Origin of the sequence: Nocardia sp. alder85J (genome assembly GCF_020176955.2) — a bacterium.
In the GTDB taxonomy this organism is placed as follows: Bacteria; Actinomycetota; Actinomycetes; order Mycobacteriales; family Mycobacteriaceae; genus Nocardia.
Genome location: NZ_JAIUCZ020000005.1, coordinates 237,456 through 261,143 on the forward strand (window position 1 = coordinate 237,456; position 23,688 = coordinate 261,143).

A 23,688-nucleotide genomic window follows, 5' to 3' on the forward strand; every position below is an offset into this window, starting at 1 on the left:
ACCGCCACTGTAGATGCCGCCCGCCGGCACGGCCACGCGGAGGCCTCATTGCGCCGCGCAACCTGTTCTACCTGCGAATACCCACTCCCGCTCGGGCGAACCCTCGATCTCCGAGAACAGCCGGGTCGGCGCCCAGTTCGTCGAGGGTGATGCGGTGCACGACGCAGTCCGGGATCAGCTCGGCCCAGCGGTCGGCGACCGGGTACGGATGTACCGGATCGTCGACGGCCGTCACGACGGTCGCCGGAACCGGCAGCGCCGCAAGGGTTTCCGGTTCGGGCCAGGCGTAGGAGGCGACCTCCTCCAGGGCGGACGGCAGTGCGGGCCAGAACGCGGTCCAGGATCGGGTCAGCGCGGCGGCCAGCCAGGGCGGGCTACCGGCCCGCATCCGGGCCAGCACCGGATCGAGTCCCTCGGCCCGCAGCGCCGCGGCCGTGACGGCCGCGCTCAGCGTCGCCGGGCAGTCACCGGTGTCGGCGCCGGTCCAGGCCGGCAGCGCCGCGATCACGCCGACGGCGGAATCCGGATTGTCGATCGCCCATTCGACGGCGACGGCCGCGCCCAGCGAGATGCCCGCGGCCAGCACCGGACCGGACCGGGCCGCGGCGTCGAGCGCGGCCCGGTAGCTCGCCACCACCGCGCGCGGATCGGGCTCGACCGCGACGAAGGCCAATGCCCGGGCGGCACAGGCCGGTTCGAAGGCGCGCCGGGCGAAGTCCGCATCGGAGCCGGTGCCGGGCAGCCCGACCACGGTGATCGGATCGCCGGGCCGGATATCCGGCCACACCGCGGAGACCGCCGGGCGGCGGCCGGAGTTCACGGCCACGCTCAGCCGCGGCCGAGTTGCTGCATCGCCGACCCCTCGCTGCCGCGACGGGGCTGCTCCGGCTCCGTGGACACCACCGGGAAGCTGCCGGTCGCCTGCCCGGCGCCGGCCTGGGCGGCGGCCGCCTGGGCGGCCAGCGCCTCCTGCTGAGCGACCACCTGCTGCTGATGCGCGGCCAGCAACTGCTGGGCCAGCTCCTGCGGCAGCACCACCGGCAGCGGCTCGCGCACCGGCAGCGGCTCGTCACCGCGGCGGACGACGGTCTCGCCGAGGATGGCCCGGGCGGCGGCGACCAGCGGCTGGCCGTCGTCGACCGCGCCGGACGGCCCGGCCGCGACCAGGCGCACCATCCACCGGTAGCCGTCCACGCCGATGAAGCGCAGGTCCGCACCCTCGGTGACGGCGTGCAACTCCCGGCCCCAGGGACCGTCCTGCACCGACACCCGGGCGCCGTCGGCGCGCAGCGATTCCGCCAGATCGGCGGCCACCGTCCGCCACTGGCCCGGCGACTTCGGGGCGGCGTAGGCCGCGACCGTGAGCCGGCCGTACTGCGTCGCCAGATGCACCGCCTGCGGGGTGCCGTCGGGGGTCATCTCCACCTGCAACTGCCCGCCCGGCGGAACCGGGAGGATCACCGAACCGAGGTCCAGGCGCTGATCGTCGGAGTCGTCGAGCAGGCCCTCGACCTCCTCGAAGTTGTACGGCCCACCGGCCGGGCGCTCCCGTTCGGGGGCGGGCTCGTCGGCGGGGGCGATGTCCTCGGCCGCGGCGGCCTGGGCGTAGACCGGCTCCTCCCGGTACGCGTCGTCCGGGAACTCGTCCGTGCGGTACTCGTCCTCGTCGTAGGCGTCGCCGGGGTAGCGGTGGTCCTCGTAGCCGTCCTCGTACGCGTAGTCGTCGTACGGCGACTCGTCGCGCTTCTTCTTCCGTCCGAACATCTCAGGCCTCCTTGCCGACCGTGCCCACCCCGCCGGGCTCCGTCTCAAGGCTCGCATGTCCGCCACTGGACCCGTAACCGCCTGCTCCGCGCGCGGTCTCGTCCAGCCGATCCACCTCTGCGAAGTCGACCAGTTCGACCCGCTGCACGAGCAGCTGGGCGATGCGGTCACCGCGGCGCAGTTCGATCGGCGTGCGGGGATCGTGGTTGATCAGGCAGACCTTGATCTCCCCCCGGTAGCCCGCGTCGACCGTGCCGGGGGTGTTGACGATCGACAGCCCGGCCTTCGCGGCCAAGCCGGACCGCGGATGGATCAGCCCGACCGTGCCGATCGGGAGCGCGACGGCGATGCCGGTGCCGACCAGCACCCGCTCCCCCGGCTCCAGGACGACGTCCTCGGTGGTACACAGATCCACCCCGGCGTCGCCCGGATGAGCGCGTGTGGGCACAGGGATACCGGGGTCGAGCCGCAGCAGGGCGATGGGTGGAATACCGGTCACGTCCAGCGAGCCTACGCGCTCGGCGGAGGGCCGATCGCCAGCCGCTAGGCTGAAGTCGTGTCCGACCAGCCACCCGCAGTCACCGATCCCGTCCCCTCGCAACAGCACCCGCCCGCGCCGGTGTACTCCGAGCGACTGTGGGTGCCCCTGTGGTGGTGGCCGGTGGGCCTGTTCATCACCGGATTGCTGGCGGCCGAGATCCATATGGGAGCGCCGGGAATCCGGGCCTGGCTGCCCTATGTGCTGCTGTTCCCGATCCCGGTCTGGGCATTGCTCTGGATGAGCCGGCACCGGGTCGAGGTGGCCGCCGTCCCGGAATCGGACGGAACACCCGGTGGAACTCTCGAATTGCGCGCGGACAAAGCCCATCTGCCGGTAACGTATGTAGCCCGGGCGGCCGCCGTGCCGACCAGCGCCAAGAGCGCAGCACTGGGCCGCCAGCTCGACCCCGCCGCATATGTGCAGCATCGGCCCTGGATCGGTCCGCTGGTGTTGCTGGTGCTCGACGATCCCGACGACCCGGCGCCGTATTGGCTCGTCAGCACGCGCAAGCCCGAGCAGGTCCTAGCCGCGCTCGGCGTACCGAGCGCGAGCTGAACCGTCGCGGCAGATTGTTTTTCCTGTGCAGGTGCGGTGCGGGCCGTCAGGCTGCGCAGTCCATGCAGATCAACTGACCACCGGACTCGGTGGCCAGCCGGCTGCGGTGGTGCACCAGGAAACAGCTGGAGCAGGTGAACTCGTCAGCTTGTTTCGGGATCACCCGAACCGAAAGCACTTCCTCGGACAGGTCCGCGCCGGGAAGCTCGAACGACTCCGCGGTATCGGATTCGTCGATATCCACGACGGCGGACGCAGCCTCGTTACGACGAGCCTTCAGCTCCTCCAGGGAGTCCTCCGACACCTCGTCGGATTCACTACGCCGTGGTGCGTCATAGTCGGTTGCCATGTCGTCTTCCCCTCGTCCTTACTCCGTATATCCCGGAACCGGACTCACCGCCGTCGATCCCACTGGGGAATCGGCTCGGCCGAGTACCGTCCCGCCGGTGGTGTACATCACGTGCACACCCGTCGCCGACCGGGCCGGATCTGTGAAATCCGTACCGGATCGCGCTCGGTCAACGCAGGACATGCCCTGGTTGTTCCCGAATCTCACCTCGTGATTCACATCCTTCGATTCGAGTCGGGCCGCCAGACAATAGCGGACCCGGCGGCAAAAGTCGCAATCAAAACCCATCCGCGCCGAAACTGAGGGGCAATCGTCATCCCGGCGGGGTTCGAGCCGTCCGGCGCCCCGTTTTCGTGTCCGGACGTCCAGCGAATCGTTACCGGCCCGAGATTGCGCCGCACGGCCTCCGGCGCGCCGCAGTTCGCTGACAGCGAACAAGGGCCACGTCGTTACCGGTCCGATATGCGAAGGTGACGGCACACCACTGCCGGCGTACGCGAAGGTCGCCCCGAACTCGTAAGGTGTCCTCGTGGTTTCACTGATCACCGAGGGCCGTGCCACCGACAAACGGGGCCGGCCGTTCCCGCGCCGTCGCTATCAGCCCTGGGTCGCCCTGGTGTCGATCCTGGCCCTGATCTGCGTGATCGTCTGGATCAAGGCGGCGACGACGGAACAGCACAGCCGGGCCGCGATGGCCTGCAACACGCCGTCCGCGGCCACCGACCCGAACGCGCCGAAGCCCGAGGGCCTCGGCCAGCGGGTGGGAGCGTCGCGCCTGCGCGATGTCGAGCCGGCGCCGCTGGCCCAGTCGAAGGTGCGCGTCTACAACGGTTCCGGGCAGCGGGGCGTGGCCGAGCACATCGCCTCCCGGCTCAGCGACTACGGCTTCGCGAGCCCGCCCGCGCCCCCGTTCGCCAACGACCCGGTGTACGTCAACGGCGATCTGGAGTGCAACGGCCAGATCCGCTTCGGCGTCAACGGCCGGCCCGCCGCGGCCGCGGTGCAACTGATCGCCCCGTGCGCGGAGCTGATCGAGGACCATCGCGGCGACGACGAGGTCGACCTGGCGCTGGGCTCGCTGTTCGGCAACGACCTGCGCCCCAGCACCGACGCCGAGGAGGTCCTGAAGTCGCTGAAGAATCCGGCCCCCGGCGGCCCGTCGATCGACTCGAAACTCCTCGAGGCGGCCCGCAAGGCAAAGTGCTGAATCCCGGCCGCCACGCCCCTGCCATGCCGAGCAGTTCCCGGGCCGCGCACGCTGCCGCAGCGCAGCGGAGGCCGGAATACAGCTAGTCCGGGATGGGGGCCGAGGCGCCGCAGCGGTCGAAGAGGGCGGTGAGCTGGTCGGCGATGCCGGGGGCGGCGGCCACCACCAGTTCGCCGGTTCCGGCCAGGGTGCCGGCGGGCGGGAGGGTCAGGCGGGCGCCGGCCTCGGCGGCGATCAGGCCGCCGGCGGCCCAGTCCCAGGTGTTCAGGCCGTGCTCGTAGTGGGCGTCCACGCGACCGGCGGCCACCATGCAGAGGTCCAGGGCGGCCGAGCCGATGCGGCGGATGTCGCGAACGTGTGGCAACACCTCGGCGATCAGGCGGCCCTGCGTGGCGCGGCGGCCGGCGCCGTAGCCGAAGCCCGTCGCCAGCAGGGCCATCTCCAGGGAGCGGACCTCGGTGCAGCGCAGCGGAACGGGGGTGGCGCCGGCGGTGGTCGCGGTGGCGCCGGCGCCGAGTCCGGCGCTGTAGGTCACCTCGCCGACGACGTCGACCACCGCACCGGCCAGCGAGCGGCCACCGCGCATGGCGGCCACCGACACGGCGTAGGCGGGAATGCCGTACATGAAGTTCACGGTGCCGTCGATGGGGTCGACCACCCACACCGTGGCGGCCGGATCGTCGTCCGGATCGACGCTGCCGCCGCCCTCCTCGCCCATCACGCGGTCGTCCGGCCGGGAGCGGCTCAGCAGGGTGCGGATCAGATCCTCGGATTCGGTGTCCACGATCGTCACCGGGTCGGTCGCGGTGCTCTTGCTCCGCACCACACCGTGCGGCGCGGCGGCCGAGGTCGCCGGGCCGGGCCCGGGGGCCGGGAACACCTCAGGCCGCCGGGTGCGCACGTGGTCGGCCGCCGCGCGGGCCAGCTGGGCGGCGACCCGCCGCAATTCGGTGATCTCGGCGGCGGGCACGAGGGAGTCGTCGGGGTCGGTCACGGTCATGCGGGAGTTCGTCTCGGGCACGACGTCCATCGGAACATAGATCGGCCCGGTCGCGCATTAGGCTTGTCGGGGACGACACAGCCGGACTCGTTCGTCCGGCTCGTCGTCCGGTGACCGGGTAAGGTGCGCGCGCACGGGTTCTTACAACTCGCAGCAAACACTTCCGTCGGCACGACAGGGAACGAGGAGTTGTCGATGTCCGCTCGCGGGCTTGCATTCGGAATCGATATCGGTGGTAGCGGCGTCAAGGGCGCGGTGGTGGATCTTGCCACCGGCGATCTCGCGCACGAGCGCGTCAAGATCGCCACCCCGCATCCGTCGACTCCGAACGCCGTCGCCGAGACGGTGGCCAAGCTGGTCGCCCAGGCCGACTGGGACGGCCCGGTCGGCATCACGCTGCCCAGCGTGGTCGTCAACGGCATCGCCCGCACCGCCGCCAACATCGACAAGGCCTGGATCGATACCGACGCCCGCAGCCTGTTCTCGCTGGCGCTGGGCGGGCGCGAGGTGGTCGTCCTCAACGACGCCGACGCCGCCGGGATGGCCGAGGACCGCTACGGCGCGGCCCGCAACACCGAGGGCCTGGTCATGCTGCTCACCTTCGGCACCGGCATCGGCTCGGCCCTGCTCTACCACGGCACGCTGGTGCCGAACACCGAGTTGGGACATATCCAGGTCGGCGGCAAGGAGGCCGAGCACCGGGCCGCCTCCTCGGTCAAGGAACGAAAGAATCTGTCGTACAAGGAGTGGGCCGCAGAGGTCACCAAGGTCCTCGTGACCCTGGAAAATCTGTTCTGGCCCAACGTCTTCGTGGTCGGCGGCGGCATCAGCCGCGACTCCGAGCACTGGATCCCCTTGCTCGGCAACCGGACTCCCGTGGTGGCGGCCCACCTGAGGAATACCGCGGGCATCGTCGGCGCCGCGATGGCAGTCGATGCCGGTATCGCGCCATGAGCACCCCGGTTCGATCGTTACAATGGACAATGCCCGGCGGTGAGCCGGAGAAACGACCCCGGCCCGAGCCGGGTTATCCCGACAGAACCGCTCCGCCGGATGATCACTCTGGCGTGACGCCGCACGAGACCGTCACGAAAGGGCGTACGTGGTAGCCACGAATACCCGACAGACCGCCGAATCGGCCGAGGCCGCCGACTCCGCAGACACCACCGCAGCACGGCCGGTCCGGAAGGCTGCCGCGAAGAAGGCACCCGCCAAGAAGGCCGTCGCCAAGAAGGCGCCTGCCAAGAAGGCCGCAGCCAAGAAGGCGCCTGCCAAGAAAGCCGCGACGAAGAAGATCGGCCCCGACGGTGAGGTCGAGGAGACTCTCACCGACGACGAGTCGCTGGATCTCGACGACCTCGACGATCTGGACGTCTCCGACGACGACCTGACCGACGAGGACGAGCTCGTCGACGAGGTCGGCGAGGAGGAAGGCGAGCCGGGCGTGGCCGCCCCCGTCGCCGCCGAGGCCGACGAGGAAGAGGCCGACGAGCCCACCGAGAAGGACAAGGCCTCCGGCGACTTCGTCTGGGACGAGGAGGAGTCCGAGGCGCTGCGGCAGGCCCGCAAGGACGCCGAGCTCACCGCCTCCGCCGACTCGGTGCGCGCCTATCTGAAGCAGATCGGCAAGGTCGCGCTGCTCAACGCCGAGGAGGAGGTCGAGCTCGCCAAGCGCATCGAGGCCGGCCTCTACGCCACGGAGAAGTTCCGCGAGCTCACCGAGAAGGGCGAGAAGCTGGCGGTGGCGGTGCGCCGCGACCTGCAGTGGATCATGCGTGACGGCAACCGCGCCAAGAACCACCTGCTGGAGGCCAACCTCCGCCTGGTGGTCTCGCTGGCCAAGCGCTACACCGGCCGCGGCATGGCGTTCCTGGACCTGATCCAGGAGGGCAACCTGGGCCTGATCCGCGCGGTGGAGAAGTTCGACTACACCAAGGGCTACAAGTTCTCCACGTACGCCACCTGGTGGATCCGGCAGGCCATCACCCGCGCGATGGCCGACCAGGCCCGCACCATCCGCATCCCGGTGCACATGGTCGAGGTCATCAACAAGCTCGGCCGTATCCAGCGCGAGCTGCTCCAGGACCTGGGCCGCGAGCCCACTCCGGAGGAGCTGGCCAAGGAAATGGACATCACCCCGGAGAAGGTGCTGGAGATCCAGCAGTACGCCCGGGAGCCCATCTCGCTGGACCAGACCATCGGCGACGAGGGCGATTCCCAGCTCGGCGACTTCATCGAGGATTCGGAGGCGGTCGTCGCCGTCGACGCGGTGAGCTTCACCCTGCTCCAGGACCAGCTCCAGTCGGTGCTGGAGACGCTGTCCGAGCGCGAGGCCGGCGTGGTCCGCCTGCGCTTCGGCCTCACCGACGGCCAGCCCCGCACCCTCGACGAGATCGGCCAGGTGTACGGGGTCACCCGCGAGCGCATCCGCCAGATCGAGTCGAAGACGATGAGCAAACTCCGCCATCCCAGCCGCTCCCAGGTCCTGCGGGACTACCTGGACTGAGGTTCCTTCTGGATTGGGCCGTTGACCTGCGAGTTTGCGGCTCAATCCAGAAATACTCGACAAGCACAGCGCTCCTAGTCAAGATATTGGGATGGGGAGCGGTAGTCGTTCGGTCGACCTGGCAGCTTTGCTGCCGTCATGGGAGCTGGCCCTGCGGGCCGAGCGCAAGTCAGGGCAGACCGTGAAGTCGTACGGGGACGGCGTTCGCGCGTTCCTCCGCTGGTGCACGGATAACGATCAGGTACCAGTGTTGGATCGTGCGGCGGTCAACGCATTCGTCGCGGCGGTGCTCGATTCCGGCCTGGAAGCGAGCACCGCGCGTAGTCGGCAGCTCGCGCTGCGGAGGTTCTCGGCGTGGCTGGTCGAAGAGGATGAACTCGACCAGGATCTGCTCCTCGGGCTGAAGCCGCCGAAACTGGACGACAAGGTGGTCCAGTCCCTGACCGATGACGAGATCCGGCGACTGATCAAGGCGTGCCAGGGCAAGGACTTCCGCGACCGCCGCGACGAAGCCGTCATCCGGTTGATGGTCGAAACCGCGATGCGTGCCGGCGAGTGCGTCGCCATCGAGGTAGCCGATGTCGATGTTCAGCGTGGGCTGGTCGTCGTCCGGCGCGGCAAAGGTGGCAAGGGGCGGATCGTCCCGTTCAGCCCGCAGACCGCCCGTGCGATCGATCGGTACCTCCGGGTCCGCCGCGGTCACCTCCGCGAGGACTCCCCCGCACTGTGGCTCGGTGAGCGAGGAAAGTTCTTCACGTACGACGCCCTGCACGACACGCTCGGCTACCGGGCCCGACTCGCCGAGGTAAAGAACTTCCATCCGCACCTCCTTCGACACACCGGCGCGTCACGATGGCTCGGTGCCGGCGGCACCGAAGGTGGGCTCATGGCCATCGCGGGCTGGAGCACCCGGGACATGATCGACCGCTACACCAGATCGACTGCCGCGGCGCGGGCCGCCGACGAAGCACGCGGGCTGAACCTTGGGGACCTGTGAGCGGTTCCGCGCTACGCAGTAAAAGTGCGCTACAAAATGCCCTCCACCAGCGGATTTGACTGGTCTGAGTCGCGAGTCTTTTGCCGCGAATTGGCGTCTACATCTCTGCCGCCTCACCTGGCTGCCGCGGTAGACCAGCTTGCCGCAGCCTCCGCGCCCTGGCCCTCTGGGTGGCCTGGCCCGCCGCCGAGGCGATGCTCTTCCGCGCCCAGCGGGCGCGCTGTACTTCGGTCGGAAGCGCGATGCCTGGCTGTCGCCTGCCAGGGTGAAGGGACCACTGGTTAGCCATGAGCATGGGACCGGGGTGTGCCCGGTCGCGGGCCGTGTGGTGATGGTGACCGATGACCGGGCTGCCGGTCAATCCGAGCCGTCGGCTGGGCCGGCCGCGCGGCCCCGGTGGGGCTTCTGCCGCTGCCGGTAGGACTCGCCTTCGACGACGAGCTCGTAGGCTGCGGACTGCAAGCGGTCCATTGCAGACTGCGCGAGCAGCGGGTCGGCCATCATGGTGAGGATTTCCGGTGGTTCCCGGTTGCTGGTGATCACCGTCGATGCTTTGCGGTGCCGTTCGACGATCAGCTCGTAGAAGTCGTTGGTCTCGGGCGCCTCCAGGCGGTGCAGGGCCAGGTCATCGATGATGAGCAGGTCGACGCGGTGGAGTTTGCGCATCTCGTCCTCGTAGGAGCCGTCCAAGCGTGAACCGCGCAGCCGTTTGAACAGTTTGTCGGCGCGCTCGGTGTGAACCGTGTGGTTGCGGCGGACGGCGACGTGGCCTAATGCGTTGGCCAGGAACGTCTTTCCGACTCCGACCGGTCCCATGATCAGGACGTTGTAGGCGTCGGCGAGGAACCGCAGCGAACACAGCTCCGCCCAGAGTTCCCGGTCGAAGCTGACCGCGGTCGTGTCGTCCCAAGCCTGCAGTTGCATCTGCGGGTCCAGGTGCGCGGTCTTCGCGCGGCGCTGCTGCGACTCCCGGTCCCGGCGGGCGACCTCGTCGGCGAACAGCATCTCCAGGAAATCGTGGTGCGGCAACCGATTCGACCGCGCCAGCGCCAGCCGCTCCGGCAGCGTATCCAGCAGCTGACCAAGCTTGAGCCGGCGCATCAACGACTTCAGCTCGGGTGTGATCTCGACCGGCTTGGCCGCCGGTGCCGCGGCGGGACGGCGTGTGCTGCTGCTGGTCATGAGGGCCTCCGGACCGAGAAATCAGTGGTCGAGCGAACGAACCGTGACGGTGCCGGCGGCGGCAGCAACGTCAGCTGCCCGCCCGCGGCGCTGCCACGGGTCAGCATGCGGTCGATCAGGCCGACATCGACGACTTCGGCGTCCAGCGCGCGTCGGCAGGCGTCGTTGACCGCGTGCTCGCCGTGCCGGTTGACCAGGCCGAGCAGCCGGTAGACCTGCCGCATCTTCGTCCAGGGCAGCGGATGCTCGAGCACGGCCGCGGCGTAGGCGCCGACATGCGGGCCGTGATCGAACGCTGTGCGGCCCAACGCGTTCAGGTCCCGCATCGCGTAGGCGGTCAACTCGCTGGGCAGGTCCGCCGGATCGGTCTGCCGCCGCCCGGCCTCGACGCGGGCGTGGACCTTGATCAGGGCGCCGCGGAAGTAGAGCTTCACCGTCGCCGCATCGACCCGCGCGGTCAAGCGCTGCCCGATCAGATCACCGGGGACGCTGTAGAGGGCCTTGGCGACCTGGACGTGCCGGTCGGGTGCGACCTTCGGGTTCACCCAAGACGGGATGTCGAACACGGTGTCGGGCAACGGTTTCAGCAACGGATGCTCGTCGGCTGCGAACACCTCACCCGGCCGCAGGCGGGTCGTGCCGTGGATCCGCATTCCCGCCGTGTCCCGGCACCACCGCTGCGCCCGATCCCGGCAGTCCGCGAGATCCCGGAACTGTTCTCCGGCAAAGAAATTCGAGCGAACGTAAGGAACGCAGCGTTCGATCCGGGGCTTGTCCTGCGGGGAACGGACCCGCGCCGGATCCACGACGAAACCGCGGGACTCGGCATATTCGCGGAACGAGTCGTTCAACTTCGGATCAGTCGAATCCGCCTGATCGACAATCGCTTTCATGTTGTCCGGGATCACCACCGCGAACACGCCGTCGAAGAACACCCACGCCGCTTCGAACCCGGCGATCACATCGTTCAACGTCTCCCGGAACGTCGGATAGACGAACACGTGCCGCGAATACACCGCGGTGAAGATCAGGCCCTTCACCACCCTGCCCTTGCCTTCGGCGTCGGTGAGCAGCCCGAGGCGGCCGAAGTCGACCTGAACCTCGGCCCCGGGCTCGCAGTCCGCCACCCGGACCGTCGCGCGTTTCTTCCCGAACCCCAATTCGGTTGTGGCGTAGCGATGTAACGTCCGATACGACACCACCACCCCGTGCCGGCCCAGCAGGACGTGGATCTTGGTCAGGGTCAGGCCCTGCTCCATCCACGCCTTGATCTGCTCGGACTGGCCGGCAACGGCCTCCCAGGCATCGCTTCTGCCGTTCGGGCGGGCCCGGCGGACCCCGGTGACCACCGTGGCCAGCAGGTCGTCGGTCAGTTGCTCGACGCCGCCGTCACGGTCCATCCCGCACGACTGGGCCATCTCGATGTATCGCCGCGCGGTCTTCCGATCGACCGCCGACAGCCGCGCTACCTCCCGTAGCCCGCGGCCCTGCAGCCACAGCCGCAGCATCTCCCTGATCTCGATCACCGACACCTCCCGGTAGCTCATCCGCCAATACAGCGGCCGAGCGACCGGAACCCCCAGCTACCACACCGGAGTGGTCCCATAACTTGGCAAAACCTGCCGGTCAGGCGGTCCCATCACTGGCTAACAGGTGGTCCCATGCTCCTGGCTAAACCAGCTCCCAGGTGGTCCCTTCCACCTGGCAGCCGACAGCCTGGCTTGTGCTGTGTCCCTCCGGTATGGCCTGAGGGCGTCACATCGCAGCCGTGGTTCTGGCCCGCGCCCTCCCCGCTCCACCGCCGGATGCTATGCCAGGCGCGCGGGACAGGTTCCGGCTGTGATAGCCCTCAGATCAGGCCATACCGGAGGGACACAGCACCCGCGCGCCGACCGCGCGAGCGCAGCTCGCGGAACCCGCACCAACCTGGCAGCGCCCTGCATCAACTGTGCCTCACACGAACCGGCGCCCCACGGATCCACCGTCACACGCGCTACGTTGTCCGGCCATCACTTCCAGTCGCGTGCCGTAAATCCCAGCTGATGCAGACGACCGCACCACCGTCACCGTCTCCCACAGTGACCCACTGGCAAACCTTTCGAGGCCCACCCAACGCCACCACTTCTTTTTCTCTCGACCACCACACCAACTCTCCTCTCCTTCTTTTTGATTTCTGATTGCTCCCCACCCCCACCCCCGTTCGACATCTCGTGCGCACGAAGTGTGTATGAGATGTCGAACGGGGGTGGGGGTGGGGAGTGAGCAGAAATCATGCCCTTTGCCCAGATCAGAGGAGGGTTGGTGTGGTGGTCGAGAGCGCGAATAGGTAGCACACGAGTGTGCTACCTATTCGCGCGTTTTGTGCGCGGTTTTCGCGCCTTCGACAGCCCCAGATCGACCCCCGAGCCGCTGATCGGCTGCTGCCGTGACACGTGCCGTGCCCTTCCTCGGCCGGACAGTGTGTGCACGGTCATCGGGTTGTTCAAGGGCGCTCCTGCGTCGCGTCGCCTTCGGCGATGGCCTGCGGCCACCCTTGAGCAACCCGCCGCCCGTGCACGGAAAGCCTTCGGAGGAAGGGCCCGGGGAACAGTCGGGGATGAACCGGAACCGTGGCCACGCCAGCCAGGAGGCTGTGGACACAGCGAAGCCCTCAGCCATCTGGCCAAGGGCTTCGGTGGTGAGTTCCTTACACGACGTGTAGCCGATATCGGCTCAGGGAATGGCTGTGGTCTGTCTCGCTGGTGACCTCGGTGTCTTGAGCGGTTCGCAGTTCGGCGCCGAACGTCAGCGCGTATACGTCGCTGACCGGAAGGCCCAGGTCGCCAGCGATCACCCGGGCACTGACCGTCGAGTTCGACCGGTTGAGTACTTGCGGGAACACCCGGGACATCTCGTAGTTCGGCATTCCACCGGGCTCGGACGATCGGAATCCTCGTGTGGACAAGTCGATGCAGATCTGGCGGTAGTTCCAGTCACTGATCCGGCCGGTCTTGTGCGCCGCCATGGCCAGCGCCATCGCGGACACCTTGAACTGGTTGCGCACGGTCAGGATGTTCTGGACGGTCGGGGTCGGCGACAGGTACTCGACAATGCTTGCAGCCGGTATCAGGAACTCGGAGGCGAAGGAGTCGGCTTCTCGCTCGAGGGCAGCCGTCTCGCACGACTCACCGTCGTGCAGAACAAGGTGGCCGATCTCGTGAGCGAGGTCGAACCGTATTCGTTCCGGCGATTTGCAGCGTGCCAGGAACACGTACGGGGTTCCAGCACGCCACATCGAGTACGCATCGACCGCGTCGGCGACCGGTGGCAGGCTGTAGACGCGGATACCGCGAGATTCGCACAGCTGCACAAGGTTCGGCAGCGGCTTGGTCCCCAGCCCCCAGACACCGCGCAGAATTTGCGCGGCAGTCGTCGGCGCGTTGCCGGCCAACGATGGCAAGGTCATTTCCGGCAGGATGAACCGCTTCGAGATCCAGCGGTCGATCTCGACGCCGGACACTCCGGCCGCGACAGCGGCATCACGTTCGCGAGCGCTGGCGCGCCGCGCGGCCCGGAAACGGACCTCGTTCGAGTCGAACACCGGTGCATCGCCGCGATCGAAGTACTCGGCCGGAAAGTCCAACGCTTCCCCGAGAGCCGCAGCGCTGTTCTGTGGCGCTTCGCCGGACTCGTACCGGGTGATCGTGCGGGGCATCACCGACAGCTTCCGCGCCAGCTCGGCTTTCGTCATCCCCCGACGCATCCGCGCGATCCGGATCCTGTCCGGATCAAGATACGTCTCAGCCGACCTGGACAACCTGGAAGTCGACGTCTTCTCCGCCGATGTCGCGCGGCCTCGCGCTGCCACTGTCCGGCCTCCATTCATCGAGGATGACTCGCACCTTCCAACCTGTGAACTGGCCGTTTTTGAATCCGACCGGAAGGGATATTTCCATACGTACAGTGTCGGTGTCGCGGTAGTACAGCAGAAACCACGGTCCGTGCGGTGGCTGCACGCGCAGGTCACTGTCATGATCATCGATATCACCACGAAGGGCGTGGACCGTGATCAACGGCACGGTGCCGTTCACTGCTTCCTCGGTAGCCTTTCCTCGGCGGCGCGCCGCTGACGGGCCTTTGGGATGGTCGGCAATGCCGGTGACTTCATTGCCTCCGGCGATGGACAGCGTGTAGGTACCATCCGTTCGCCCGGAAATGGGGCGGTTCTTCGGATCGTCCCCGATCCACAGTCGCGTTCCGGCCAGTCGTTCGCGGATTGTGCCGACGACGTAGATCCACCGTATGAGACCAGCGGCGGTGACAGGATGATGGCTGGTCATGCTGCCGGCCCAAGTATCACCCGCCTTGATCGCGGCCACAACGTCGGGGATCAGGATGCCCATACGGCCGAGATAGGGGGCAGCGTCGAGAGGCTCGATGACGATCGGCTGCTGAAGCGGTGCTGGCTGACTCATTGGTGCTGACTACCTCCGACGCGCCTCAATTTTCTGTTCAAAACCGGTCAATGACCAGGTCACGGGCAGGTTAGCACACGCGCTTCGATGCTCGATGAGGATTGGTGTTCTTGATGTGACACGCCACTCGGCGAAACGATGACCGGTCGAAACGGCTGTGGGTACGACGAAGCCCCCGGGCCTTCGGCGGGCCGGGGGCTTCGGTGCTGGGTCCGGCTACGCGGCCGGCGGGATGTAGGCACCCAGGTCGTAGACACGGCCGTAGCCGCCGCCCTCGACCGGGCCGACGTACAGCAGGCCCTCGAGCCGGCCACCGATGGCCACCCCGTTGGCGCGGGCGCGGCGTACTCCAGCGCTGATCGCGCGCTGCACGTCACGATCGAGGGTGACCACCCGCAGCCCGTCGTCCTGGTCGTCGTCGCGGGCGTCGGTCTCCACAATCAGCTGCGAGTCGATCACCGGGTCACCACCGTTCACGGCGGTCGGGCGCCGGTCGACCCAGTACAGGGGCTGTCCCTGGGAGTTGTGGCGATGCCGGCGGACGACCGACACGATGTCGCCGGTCACTCCCTCGCCGGGCTGCACGTCCTTGCCGAACGGGTTGCGAGCGCCGGCGCCCATCAGTTCGGCGTTGATCTGGTCCAGTTCGGTCAGTGTGTTGGTCATGGCGTCCTCCAAAGGGGTTCGAGGTGGAAGGGGTGAGGGGGCAGGCTCGCTGCCTGCCCTGTATGGCCTGTGGTCGTGTGGCGGTAGAGGCTCGCGAGTCCAGGGTGGCCGGATGGCCATCGCCGGCCCGGCGACGCTGCGTGCCCTGGACGCGGGAGGTACCGCCGCACACCCTCCCGCACCACCGGGCGACCGGTCAGCGAACCAGGCTCAACACCTCCCCGTCGTCATCGTCGGCCGCGTCGATGGCGGCGATGATCTTCGCGACACGGGCGTGGGACAGACCGACCGCGGCGCCGATCGTGCGCGTCGACTCACCCGCTGCATGGCGTCGCAGGATCTCCGCATCGCGGTCGGCGAGCGGGTCGCTGTCCACCGTCTCGACGGTCACTGTCAACCCCGCGTCCAGTGCTTGACGGTCGTTGTCAACCCCCGTCAAGTCGCTGTCAAGCCGTGTCGAGTCGGTGTAAACCGGTGTCAACCCGGCCTCCGGCGCCGGGGCCGGGCTGCGGGGAACCTCGATCAACGCCGTGAGGCCGTGGGTAGCGGCCAGACCGAACAACGGTGCCGCGCCGGCGACGCACGCCGCGATCATCGCGGGCAACAGTCGATGCCCGGATTCCGCAGCGTGCAGCCCGTTTCCGACCACGCTGATCAGTTCCGCGGCGAACAACTCGCCCCAGAAGAACACGCGCGTCGCGGCGGGAATCACGATGCCCTGCCGGTCGCGGCGTTGCAGCGAGACCAGCGCCACCGCGGACTGCACGATCGCGCCGTCCACGAAAATCGGTCCGGCCCACGCCAGCTGCGGCGTGATCCCGGCCATCGCCGACAGCTCGGTCAACGCCGCGAACGACCACGCGAACGCGCCGGCGCCGATGACGAGCGTCATCAATATCGCGGTCAGCTCCGCGATATCCAGCCGACCGGTTGACGGACGGTTGACAGGGTGGACAGTGGTTGACGGGTTCATCGGTCGTATCCCTCTCGATCGGCCGACGCGGTCCACGGGGACCACCTCGGGACATGGAACAGGCGCTCCTGCTCGGCGTGCAGGGCATGCCCGGACAGCTGATCCAGGGCGTTGTCCAGATCACCGGCCAACTCCCGGTTACGGTCTTCCAGATCCGCAGCGTGATGCTCGGCGGCATCCCGGGCCGCGACCGCGGCGGCCAGCTGCTCCTCCAACTCCGCGGCCCGCTGATTCGCCGCGGCCAACCGCGCTTCCAGATCCGTGCCGCCCACCGCTTCCGGGACCGGCCGGACCACCACGGCGGGTTTCGGTGCCGTGGTGCACACCGGTCGCAGGGCCGCCGGCCGCGCGGGCACCCGGGCGGGTTCGGCGGTGCCCTGGGCGGGCATGGTCGTCTCGACGGCCGGCGCGCTCACCGGTCGATCCCGTCGCGCTCGGTGTTCGCGAGACGCTGGGCTACCGCGTTGCCGGGCCGGTAGTCCGCCACCTGTGACGGCATCGCCTGCTCGGCGTCGCGCCGGTCCTCGACGCGGGTGACGTAGTGCGAGGTCAGTCGTCCGGTCTCGTCGCGTTCGATGCCGTGCTCGGCGATGTAGCGGGCCTGGTCCTCGCTGCGCTGCTGGACCGGCGACAGGAAGTTGCGGTCGATGGCGGCGGCGCTGTCCGGGTCCCCGAGGTAGAACCACTGATCCGACCACTTCTGGTCACCGTTGGCCCACCGGTTCATGTACTCGGCGTAGTCGACGGAATCGGCCGGGTCGTAGGCGGCCGGATCGTCGGGCCGGTACGGCTGGGCCTGCATGTAGTCCGCTCGCATCTGCTGCTCGGTCCACGTCTCGGTTTCGGACTCGGTTTCGTGCGGGTTCGCGCCGTCGGCGGCGCGGGTAGTGTCGTTCACTGGTTCGGTTCCTTCTCGATTGATAGTTGTGGTGGTTTCGGGCCATCGGGCGTGGCCGGCCAGATCGCGTGCCTGCAACTGGCTGCGCCACGTGACCGGGTCCATGCCGGGCGGTGCCTCGCCCGGCATGGACGGCAACTCCGCTCCCTGCACGTCGTAGGGGGAGAAGTTCAGGTGATGCAGCTCCGCCCACCGCGGCGCGACCACCGGATCGGTGGCCCACCGCGCCTGGATCTCGCTCGCGCGTTCCCGCAGCCAGACCGCGTCGGGATGGCCGGGGTAGGGCCGGTCCTCGGCCAGATCCCACCGCATGCGGGCACGGGTGTAGTCGGTACGCCACAGGGCTTCCTGCGGGTCCGGGACTCGGGCGGCGTGATAGTCGGCTATCGCCGCGTCGATCCGGTCCAGACCGGCCCGCGCCAGCGAGATCAGCAGGTTGTCCATGCACAACTCGCCCGCGGGCACCTCCAGCTCGGCCGCTGGGCCGTTCGCGGTGCCGTCGGCCCAGCGGCGCGCGCGGTCGTCGTCGCTGGTGCTGCTCATCGCTGCATCCCGTCGTGCTCGAACCCGTCGCGGCCGGCACCGTTACGAGCGACCGCCTCGGCCAGGGCGTGTCCGGGCTGGTAGTCGGCCAGCGCGGACCGCTCCGGCTCCCGCGCCGTCTTGGCGTGCTCGGCTTGCCGTTCCGGGCTGCCGTACCGTTCCGCGGCCGGGGTGCGCTCGGCCAGCTTGGCGACCGCTTCGTCGCGTTCCCCACGCAACCGGTCCCGGTCGGCGACGGTGTCGGCCAGTTCGGTGTCGGCACCGTCCAGCTCGGCTTGCAGCCGATCCCGGTCGGCGATCAGATCCTGCAAATACAGCCGGTAGCTTTCCTGCGCCTGCTGCTGCTGGTCCCGGTCGGCGGTCACCGCGGCCAGCTGCTGTGTCAACCGGCCGTTGCGGTCGGTCAGCTGCCCGTTGTGCTCGATCGACAGATTCAACCGGGTCTGCAACGACTCCACTACGCCACGTGACCGGTCCCCCTCGGCACCGGCCCCCGGCACCGGCCGGTCGACATGCTGCTGCCCCGTGGCGGCCCGTGCGCGCAGCGTGTGTTCCCGGTCCTGCACACCCGCCGCGACGAACTGCGGGTCACCGGACCGGTCGAACAGCACCCGGCCACCGGCATGGGTGGCGCGGGTGTCTTCGACCTGCGCATGCACCGTGGTACCGGGCCGATAGGCGGTGTCGTCGATGGTGCGGCGCATCCAGTCCGCGGCACCGTGCTCACTGGGATGCCAGCGGGACTCGGCCAGCCGGCCACCGTCCTGGTCGGTCCACACCATCTCCGCCCGATACCGGGACTGCCCGGCCGACGGGGTCCGGGTGTGCGCCCACCCGCCGTACCAGCCACCACGCTCCGCGGCGGCACGCTCCACAGCGAGGGTTTCCCGCGCCACCCGGGCACGGTAGTGCAGGGCCTGGATGCCTTTGACCTTGTGGGCGCGGGCGAACATGTCGCCGGAGGTGAACTCCGGGAACACCGTCGCCGCGTCCAGCCCGTCCAAAGCGATACCCTGCTCGGTCCGGGTCAGATGCCGGTCGCCGATGAACTGGGCGCCCAGCGCTTCCCGATGCTCGGCCAGCGCCCGGGCGTCCCGGGCACGGCGGGTGTGGTCGACGGCCGGGTCGCCGGCGCGCACCGCGACCGCGTTCGCGTGGACCCGGTACCGGTCCACGGCCTGATTGGTCCACGTCAGATGCTGGGTGCGGGCCTGGTCCTGCTCGCGGCGTTCGACCCGGACCAGCCGGGAGATGTCCTTGCGGGCGCGGCGGCGGTCCAGCCAGTTCGATGCTTGCGCGTGCCGCTGCATCGCCGCACGCATCGCCGCACTGAACTTCGTGACCTCCGTGACGATTTCGTCCACGGTGCTGGGTTCGGACATGATCAGTACTCCTCATCGATGGCGGGGAACACGAAGTCGGGGTGCACGGCGCGCACCGCGGCGTGCAGCTGGTCGGGGAGGACGGCCCAGAGCCGGAACCGGTTGGTGAACTCGGCCAGCAGGCCCGACAGGATCGGCTGCGGCCCGTCCAGCAGCGCGGCGATCTGCCGATCCACCCCCGGCGCCCCGGTCCACGTGTTGGAGTAGGTGTTGCCGCCCCACAACCCGGCCAGGGTGTACGGGTCGAACCGGGACAAGAACTCCGCGGTGCACGTGGCCGGCGGTGCCGGGGCGTCCACGATCAGGTGCAGCGCCATCTGGCGCAGTTGCAGCCAGTAGTAGTCCTGCATCGACCGCGTGTGAGCCGACTGGGCGACATCGGCGTCGAACAGGTCGAGCAGGGTCGCTGGCGGCAACGCCCACACCCAGGCCGGAAGCTCCGGTGTGATACGAAAAGTACTGTTGGTCATTGTTTTTCGGTTCCTTTTCTCGGTGGACCGGATCCGCTGAGACCCGGGGTCTGTGTGGTGCGGTGTCAGGCGAGCACGCCCAGCGATTCGGCGACGACGCCGAGGAGGTCCCGGGCTGCGGGCGGGGTGACGGCGTTACCGGCCATGCGGACCTGTTCGCGGCGGTTGCCGAGGACGACGTAGTCGGGCGGGAAGTCCATCGCGGCGACGATCTCCCGGGGTTCCAACATGCGGAACCGGACATCGTTGATATCGACCGCCGGACCGGTGGCGAGGCCGTCGGTTTCGACTGCGGTACGCGCGGGGATCGGCTCGCGGGTGCTGGTCGCCCGTTCCCGCCACGTGCCGCCCGCCGGGGTGATCAGCCCGTGCCGGTCGACGGTCGTGCAGGTCGGCAGCGGGTCGCCGGCGGGCACCGTCGCGCCTTTGCCGTAGTAGGTGGTGACCAGCCCGTGGTGGTTGCCGGACGCGGTGACGGTGCACAACGGATCGGATACCGGCCGGTGTTTCGACCCGCCGCCGCGCAGCTCGGCCACGAATGCCCACCCGGTCTCGTTGCGTGTCGACATCGTCCGCAACGGCTGATCGACCGGCCGGGCCTGCTTGCCCTCACGCCCCTCGACGGGCACCGCGAGCCCGGCGCCGGGGATCCAATACTTCTCGATTCCCGCCCGGATCCGAGACATCGTTTTGTCCGCCAACGGTTTCACCCGGTCACCGATTCGGGTACCGAGATCGGACCAGTCGATGATCTCGGCCGCCGGACGCACCACGGGTTCGAGGATCCGGTTGCGGCACTTCACGTTCGGGCAGCGGTAGACGTACTGCGAGCGGTAGCGGGCGACCTTCGAGGCGTCCGGTTTGAACGCCTGCACCGCCTGGACCGGACCGCAGTCCGGGCAGGATACGGCCGGGCGGGTGACGCGCTCGATATCCGGCCGGCGGTCGCCTCGGCGCCAGAACATCACGTACAGGCGATCCCTGGATTGAGGCGCACCAGGCCCGAACAGCTGGGCGTGCATCGAATTCAGGTAGACGATGTGGTGCTCGTAGCCCATCGCATCCATCGTCGACAGCCACGACCGGAACAGGACGCCCTTCGCCGGCGACCACTCCGGCGACCACTCGACGGCCTCGGCCACGTTCTCCACGATGATCGCCTTGTAGCCGTGCGCCTCGGCGAACCGCGGCACGTCCCACATCGTCGCCCGGGACCGCTCCGCGGCCGCGTCCGGCAGCGGCTCCTCCTCGAACAGGGTCGCCGGCCGGATCTTCTTCTGCCCCTTCGCCCGCGAATGGTTCGTACACTCCGGCGACGCCCACAGGATGTCGGTGGCCGGGAAGTAGCGCGGGTCGACCTGGGACAGGTCCGCGCACAAATGGTCGGTGGCGGGATGGTTCGTGTTGTGGGTCTGCACCGCCAGATCCCAGTGATTCGAGGCGATCCGGACCGTGATCCCCGGCACCTGGACCGCGCCGGTAGAGGAACCACCGGCACCGCAGAACAGATCGGTGATCGTCAGCATCACTGCACCGATCCGGGATTCGTGCGCCGGTCCTCGTAGGCGCCGCGCCGCTGCGCGAGCCGGGTGACCCGCTCACGCAGGCGGGCGTACTGGTCGGTGACGGTGCAGGCGACCATGCGCACGGAGTCGGCCGGGCCGGGACGGCCGGCGCAGTGCCACCACGCGAACCCAGCCAGTGCAGCCACATACACCTCCACCGGGGCGGGCAACGGCACCACCGCGTCCACGGTCGCGGCGACCGCGGTGGTGCCGACGGCCGGACCCCAGATCCGCAGCCCGTCACGGGCTTTCGTGACCCGCGAGACATGCGGCGCCGCCGCGCGGCCGACCATGCCGCCGTCGGGGACGACCGGCACCAGCTGCGCGGCCAGCTGGGCCGCGGCACTGCCGGCCAGGTCGGCGGTCAGTGCCTCCAAGATCTGCTGTTCGCGGGCCTGCTCGGCCGGGCTACGCCCACCCAGTTCCTCGCCGTGGTCTTCGGGTTCGATCGGATTCGAGAAAGACATGCTCATAACTCCTTGTCACACAGTCGGTTTCACGCCAGACGGCGCTTGCTGAGGTCGATCACCGGCGCCACACCGGCGGGGTCACCACTGGACCGGGCCGGGCCGGTGAACTCGTTGAGCCCCGGCAAGGGCCGCATCCGCTGGAGTTCGGCGTCATCGAGCGGGGACACCCGGCCCCACCGGGCACGGCCACCGGCGACCTGCACCACGTCGCCTTTGGCCATGGCGCGCAACCGGTTCGGCGGAATCAGGAACTGATCCGACGGCTGCATGTTGCCCTCGTCACCGTCACGGTTGCCGCCGATCAACTTCCGGGACAGCTCGAACTTCGGGCGGGTGCCGTAGACCTTCGACAACGTCTCCGGGTCGGTCGACCGGCCCAGCAGGCTGCCACCGGAGGCGGCCGACACCAGGGCGGCACGGTTGTCGTCGTCGTGACCGAGTCCCTGCCACGATTGCGCGATCCACCACGACCCGATACCGGCCTTACGCAGCCGCTCCACCCATTTGACCGCGCGGGTCTTCCCGTCGGAGACCGCGGAGAATTCGTCGACGACCATCAGGGAGGTGCGGCCGTGCTGCTTGTCGGCCAGCTGCTCGAACATCGTCCCCAGCGCCCCGAACTGGGCACGGGCACGGTCGGGGGTCTTCACGCCTTCCAGGACGATGTAGATGACATCGAAGTCGGTCAGCTGCTTGGTGCCGTCGAACGCCGAGCCGAGCGATCGGTAGAGGTTGGCGAATTCGGCGCGCGCGGAGTTCATGACCGGCTGCTTGCCGTCGATGGTGGACGCGATCTCCATATCCACGCCCATCACCCCCGCCCACGGGCTGACCTGGGCCTGCCCGCCCCACAACCGCGACAGCTTCTCCACGTCGAACCGCGACAGGAACTCCAGCCACGACCGTGGCGGGTTCGCCCCGACCGGCGTCGGGACACCGTTGAGCAGCACCACCCGCGCCGGCGCGTCCACGATCAAATGGATGAGGGTCTCGCGGATCTCGTGGAAATACCGCTCGGTGTCCGTGGTCGGGGTACTGCCACCGGAGATCATCGCCGACAGCACCGACCGCAGATCGTCCACCACCACCTGCTGCTCCCCCGCACCGAGCGCATCGAATCCGGTACCCGGCCACATCGACAGCGCCACATCATCAGGGAAGATCCCGACCCGATCCGACCGCACCCCCAACGCGGTGAACCAGGTACGGGCACGGGCGGCGACCTTGCGGGACTCCGGACCGCCGTTACAGTCCACGATGATCGCCAACGGCCGGCCCGGCCGATCGTGGCGCCACCACTGCCGATGCCGCGCCCACGTCGTCACGAACCACGACACCAGCACCCGCAGCATCAACGTCGTCTTGCCCGAGCCGGACGACGCCACCGTGGTCATATGCTCGGCGACATTGATCCACGGCAGGATCAACCGGGACTCACTACGCCCCAAAAGGGTTCGCGTCACACCCGTCGGCGGGGCCTGATCGGTCTCCACCGCCAACCGGCCGATCACCAACTGCGGGTTGAACCCGCCGGTCGTGAACGGCAGATGCCGCCGCGACAACCGGGCCGCGGCCCGCTGCTCCCGCTGCGCCTGCACCCACAACGCCCGCTCCGTGCGCGCCGGGCTCCGCAAACCGACCGTGGCCAGCTGCATGCGCCGGTTCGCGTGAACCACAGTCGCCACCGCCCACACCGCGGGAATCAGCAACGGCGCCATCCCCGCCATGCCACCGACGAACCCACCGGCCAGCAATTCCTGTGCAGCCCGGGTGAAATCGTGCACCGGAGCGAACAGATCCCACGCCCACAGAGCCGCGGCACCGGGCATCACCAGCACGCTCGCGAAAAACCAGTTCCGCAACCGGGCCGGTTTCCACCCCAGCAGCGCCGCCGGCACCAGCACCGCCACCGCACCGAACCCGACGGTCACCAGGACCGCGGCACCGAGCAACGCACCGTGGCCGACACTGTCCCACTGCCACGCGGAGAAGTCCGGCAGCCAGCCCAGCGGATCATGATGGATCCCGATCGGCGGCATCGTCGGCTGAATGTGAATACCCGGCTGCTCCGTCACCGGCGGCGGTACGGCCGGCGCCGGCAGTGGTGTGGAAGTGAGGGCGGACGATCCGCAGTCGTCCGGGGTGATCAAGTTGGTGCAGGTCATG

At 68.8% G+C, this 23,688-nt stretch carries 23 protein-coding genes; 5 read left to right on the forward strand and 18 right to left on the reverse strand.

Features of this window, described 5'->3' with window-relative positions:
- Nucleotides 1–67 precede the first annotated feature (67 nt).
- The 3 genes from LBW94_RS20870 to dut are packed head-to-tail and all read right to left on the reverse strand — an operon-like array spanning nucleotide 68 to nucleotide 2,263.
- Nucleotides 68–820, reverse strand: a complete 753-nt coding sequence (locus LBW94_RS20870; RefSeq protein ID WP_416276936.1) for an alpha/beta fold hydrolase — start codon at nucleotides 818–820, stop codon at nucleotides 68–70.
- An 8-nt stretch (nucleotides 821–828) separates the two neighbouring features.
- Nucleotides 829–1,764 (reverse strand): DUF3710 domain-containing protein, encoded by a 936-nt coding sequence (locus LBW94_RS20875; protein ID WP_225061285.1) that lies wholly within the window; start codon nucleotides 1,762–1,764, stop codon nucleotides 829–831.
- 1 nt (nucleotide 1,765) lies between these two features.
- The gene (dut, locus tag LBW94_RS20880; RefSeq protein ID WP_225061286.1) at nucleotides 1,766–2,263 is read right to left on the reverse strand and encodes a dUTP diphosphatase; all 498 of its coding nucleotides are present in this window, start codon (nucleotides 2,261–2,263) and stop codon (nucleotides 1,766–1,768) included.
- Between the two features lie 57 nt (nucleotides 2,264–2,320).
- On the opposite strand from dut, the gene LBW94_RS20885 reads away from it, so the two are divergent.
- Complete coding sequence (locus LBW94_RS20885) at nucleotides 2,321–2,860, forward strand: DUF3093 domain-containing protein (protein WP_416276924.1); 540 nt, start codon at nucleotides 2,321–2,323, stop codon at nucleotides 2,858–2,860.
- 46 nt (nucleotides 2,861–2,906) lie between these two features.
- On the opposite strand, the gene LBW94_RS20890 is transcribed toward LBW94_RS20885, so the two are convergent.
- Nucleotides 2,907–3,209: a DUF4193 domain-containing protein gene (locus tag LBW94_RS20890; RefSeq protein WP_225061287.1), complete on the reverse strand. Its 303-nt coding sequence runs from the start codon at nucleotides 3,207–3,209 to the stop codon at nucleotides 2,907–2,909.
- 529 nt (nucleotides 3,210–3,738) lie between these two features.
- On the opposite strand from LBW94_RS20890, the gene cei reads away from it, so the two are divergent.
- Nucleotides 3,739–4,416, forward strand: coding sequence for an envelope integrity protein Cei (gene cei / locus LBW94_RS20895; RefSeq protein WP_225061288.1), 678 nt, complete (start codon nucleotides 3,739–3,741; stop codon nucleotides 4,414–4,416).
- 82 nt (nucleotides 4,417–4,498) lie between these two features.
- On the opposite strand, the gene LBW94_RS20900 is transcribed toward cei, so the two are convergent.
- Nucleotides 4,499–5,446 carry an inositol monophosphatase family protein gene (locus tag LBW94_RS20900; RefSeq protein WP_416276925.1) on the reverse strand — a complete coding sequence of 316 codons (948 nt, stop codon included), beginning with the start codon at nucleotides 5,444–5,446 and terminating at the stop codon, nucleotides 4,499–4,501.
- 165 nt (nucleotides 5,447–5,611) lie between these two features.
- On the opposite strand from LBW94_RS20900, the gene ppgK reads away from it, so the two are divergent.
- From ppgK to LBW94_RS20915, 3 genes are all read left to right on the forward strand, one after another.
- Complete coding sequence (gene ppgK / locus LBW94_RS20905; RefSeq protein ID WP_225061289.1) at nucleotides 5,612–6,370, forward strand: polyphosphate--glucose phosphotransferase; 759 nt, start codon at nucleotides 5,612–5,614, stop codon at nucleotides 6,368–6,370.
- Nucleotides 6,371–6,518: 148 nt separating this feature from the next.
- Complete coding sequence (locus LBW94_RS20910) at nucleotides 6,519–7,922, forward strand: RNA polymerase sigma factor (protein WP_225061290.1); 1,404 nt, start codon at nucleotides 6,519–6,521, stop codon at nucleotides 7,920–7,922.
- A 91-nt stretch (nucleotides 7,923–8,013) separates the two neighbouring features.
- Nucleotides 8,014–8,919: a tyrosine-type recombinase/integrase gene (locus tag LBW94_RS20915; protein ID WP_266271706.1), complete on the forward strand. Its 906-nt coding sequence runs from the start codon at nucleotides 8,014–8,016 to the stop codon at nucleotides 8,917–8,919.
- A gap of 357 nt (nucleotides 8,920–9,276) precedes the next feature.
- Here the strand turns inward: LBW94_RS20915 and LBW94_RS20920 are convergent, their stop codons facing one another.
- The 13 genes from LBW94_RS20920 to LBW94_RS20980 all read right to left on the reverse strand — a co-directional run bounded on the left by LBW94_RS20920 (nucleotide 9,277) and on the right by LBW94_RS20980 (nucleotide 23,687).
- Nucleotides 9,277–10,101, reverse strand: coding sequence for an ATP-binding protein (locus LBW94_RS20920; protein WP_225062761.1), 825 nt, complete (start codon nucleotides 10,099–10,101; stop codon nucleotides 9,277–9,279).
- Complete coding sequence (gene istA / locus LBW94_RS20925; RefSeq protein WP_225062762.1) at nucleotides 10,098–11,648, reverse strand: IS21 family transposase; 1,551 nt, start codon at nucleotides 11,646–11,648, stop codon at nucleotides 10,098–10,100. The genes LBW94_RS20920 and istA overlap by 4 nt, the downstream gene beginning before the upstream one ends.
- A 1,139-nt stretch (nucleotides 11,649–12,787) precedes the next feature.
- Entirely contained in the window at nucleotides 12,788–13,948 is a 1,161-nt protein-coding gene (locus LBW94_RS20930; RefSeq protein WP_266271708.1) for an XRE family transcriptional regulator, read from the reverse strand.
- Nucleotides 13,881–14,555, reverse strand: coding sequence for a hypothetical protein (locus tag LBW94_RS20935; RefSeq protein ID WP_225052557.1), 675 nt, complete (start codon nucleotides 14,553–14,555; stop codon nucleotides 13,881–13,883). Before LBW94_RS20935 ends, LBW94_RS20930 begins: the two co-directional genes overlap by 68 nt.
- Before the next feature lie 216 nt (nucleotides 14,556–14,771).
- On the reverse strand, nucleotides 14,772–15,221 hold the full coding sequence (locus LBW94_RS20940) for a hypothetical protein (RefSeq protein ID WP_225052559.1): 450 nt from the start codon (nucleotides 15,219–15,221) through the stop codon (nucleotides 14,772–14,774).
- A 196-nt stretch (nucleotides 15,222–15,417) separates the two neighbouring features.
- Nucleotides 15,418–16,230 (reverse strand): DUF2637 domain-containing protein, encoded by an 813-nt coding sequence (locus LBW94_RS20945; protein WP_225052561.1) that lies wholly within the window; start codon nucleotides 16,228–16,230, stop codon nucleotides 15,418–15,420.
- Nucleotides 16,191–16,610 carry a hypothetical protein gene (locus tag LBW94_RS20950; protein WP_225052563.1) on the reverse strand — a complete coding sequence of 140 codons (420 nt, stop codon included), beginning with the start codon at nucleotides 16,608–16,610 and terminating at the stop codon, nucleotides 16,191–16,193. Before LBW94_RS20950 ends, LBW94_RS20945 begins: the two co-directional genes overlap by 40 nt.
- Complete coding sequence (locus LBW94_RS20955) at nucleotides 16,607–17,635, reverse strand: hypothetical protein (RefSeq protein ID WP_225052564.1); 1,029 nt, start codon at nucleotides 17,633–17,635, stop codon at nucleotides 16,607–16,609. The genes LBW94_RS20950 and LBW94_RS20955 overlap by 4 nt, the downstream gene beginning before the upstream one ends.
- On the reverse strand, nucleotides 17,632–19,017 hold the full coding sequence (locus LBW94_RS20960) for a hypothetical protein (protein ID WP_225052566.1): 1,386 nt from the start codon (nucleotides 19,015–19,017) through the stop codon (nucleotides 17,632–17,634). The genes LBW94_RS20955 and LBW94_RS20960 overlap by 4 nt, the downstream gene beginning before the upstream one ends.
- 2 nt (nucleotides 19,018–19,019) lie before the next feature.
- A complete protein-coding gene (locus tag LBW94_RS20965) occupies nucleotides 19,020–19,487 on the reverse strand; it encodes a hypothetical protein (protein WP_225052568.1) in 468 nt (155 codons plus the stop codon).
- Between the two features lie 65 nt (nucleotides 19,488–19,552).
- Entirely contained in the window at nucleotides 19,553–21,013 is a 1,461-nt protein-coding gene (locus LBW94_RS20970) for a DNA cytosine methyltransferase (RefSeq protein WP_225052570.1), read from the reverse strand.
- Nucleotides 21,013–21,519 carry a hypothetical protein gene (locus LBW94_RS20975; protein ID WP_225052572.1) on the reverse strand — a complete coding sequence of 169 codons (507 nt, stop codon included), beginning with the start codon at nucleotides 21,517–21,519 and terminating at the stop codon, nucleotides 21,013–21,015. The genes LBW94_RS20970 and LBW94_RS20975 overlap by 1 nt, the downstream gene beginning before the upstream one ends.
- A 29-nt stretch (nucleotides 21,520–21,548) precedes the next feature.
- Nucleotides 21,549–23,687, reverse strand: a complete 2,139-nt coding sequence (locus tag LBW94_RS20980; RefSeq protein WP_225052574.1) for a TraG/TraD/VirD4 family protein — start codon at nucleotides 23,685–23,687, stop codon at nucleotides 21,549–21,551.
- Nucleotide 23,688: the final 1 nt, after the last annotated feature.

Bases quoted from the DNA above. Each gene is read 5' to 3' on its own strand.
- LBW94_RS20875 (WP_225061285.1), bottom strand. From the start codon at position 1,764: ATGTTCGGACGGAAGAAGAAGCGCGACGAGTCGCCGTACGACGACTAC.
- LBW94_RS20890 (WP_225061287.1), bottom strand. From the start codon at position 3,209: ATGGCAACCGACTATGACGCACCACGGCGTAGTGAATCCGACGAGGTG.
- LBW94_RS20900 (WP_416276925.1), bottom strand. From the start codon at position 5,446: ATGGACGTCGTGCCCGAGACGAACTCCCGCATGACCGTGACCGACCCC.
- ppgK (WP_225061289.1), top strand. From the start codon at position 5,612: ATGTCCGCTCGCGGGCTTGCATTCGGAATCGATATCGGTGGTAGCGGC.
- LBW94_RS20915 (WP_266271706.1), top strand. From the start codon at position 8,014: ATGGGGAGCGGTAGTCGTTCGGTCGACCTGGCAGCTTTGCTGCCGTCA.
- LBW94_RS20920 (WP_225062761.1), bottom strand. From the start codon at position 10,101: ATGACCAGCAGCAGCACACGCCGTCCCGCCGCGGCACCGGCGGCCAAG.
- istA (WP_225062762.1), bottom strand. From the start codon at position 11,648: ATGAGCTACCGGGAGGTGTCGGTGATCGAGATCAGGGAGATGCTGCGG.
- LBW94_RS20935 (WP_225052557.1), bottom strand. From the start codon at position 14,555: ATGAGTCAGCCAGCACCGCTTCAGCAGCCGATCGTCATCGAGCCTCTC.
- LBW94_RS20940 (WP_225052559.1), bottom strand. From the start codon at position 15,221: ATGACCAACACACTGACCGAACTGGACCAGATCAACGCCGAACTGATG.
- LBW94_RS20955 (WP_225052564.1), bottom strand. From the start codon at position 17,635: ATGAGCAGCACCAGCGACGACGACCGCGCGCGCCGCTGGGCCGACGGC.
- LBW94_RS20960 (WP_225052566.1), bottom strand. From the start codon at position 19,017: ATGTCCGAACCCAGCACCGTGGACGAAATCGTCACGGAGGTCACGAAG.
- LBW94_RS20965 (WP_225052568.1), bottom strand. From the start codon at position 19,487: ATGACCAACAGTACTTTTCGTATCACACCGGAGCTTCCGGCCTGGGTG.
- LBW94_RS20970 (WP_225052570.1), bottom strand. From the start codon at position 21,013: ATGCTGACGATCACCGATCTGTTCTGCGGTGCCGGTGGTTCCTCTACC.
- LBW94_RS20975 (WP_225052572.1), bottom strand. From the start codon at position 21,519: ATGTCTTTCTCGAATCCGATCGAACCCGAAGACCACGGCGAGGAACTG.
- LBW94_RS20980 (WP_225052574.1), bottom strand. From the start codon at position 23,687: ATGACCTGCACCAACTTGATCACCCCGGACGACTGCGGATCGTCCGCC.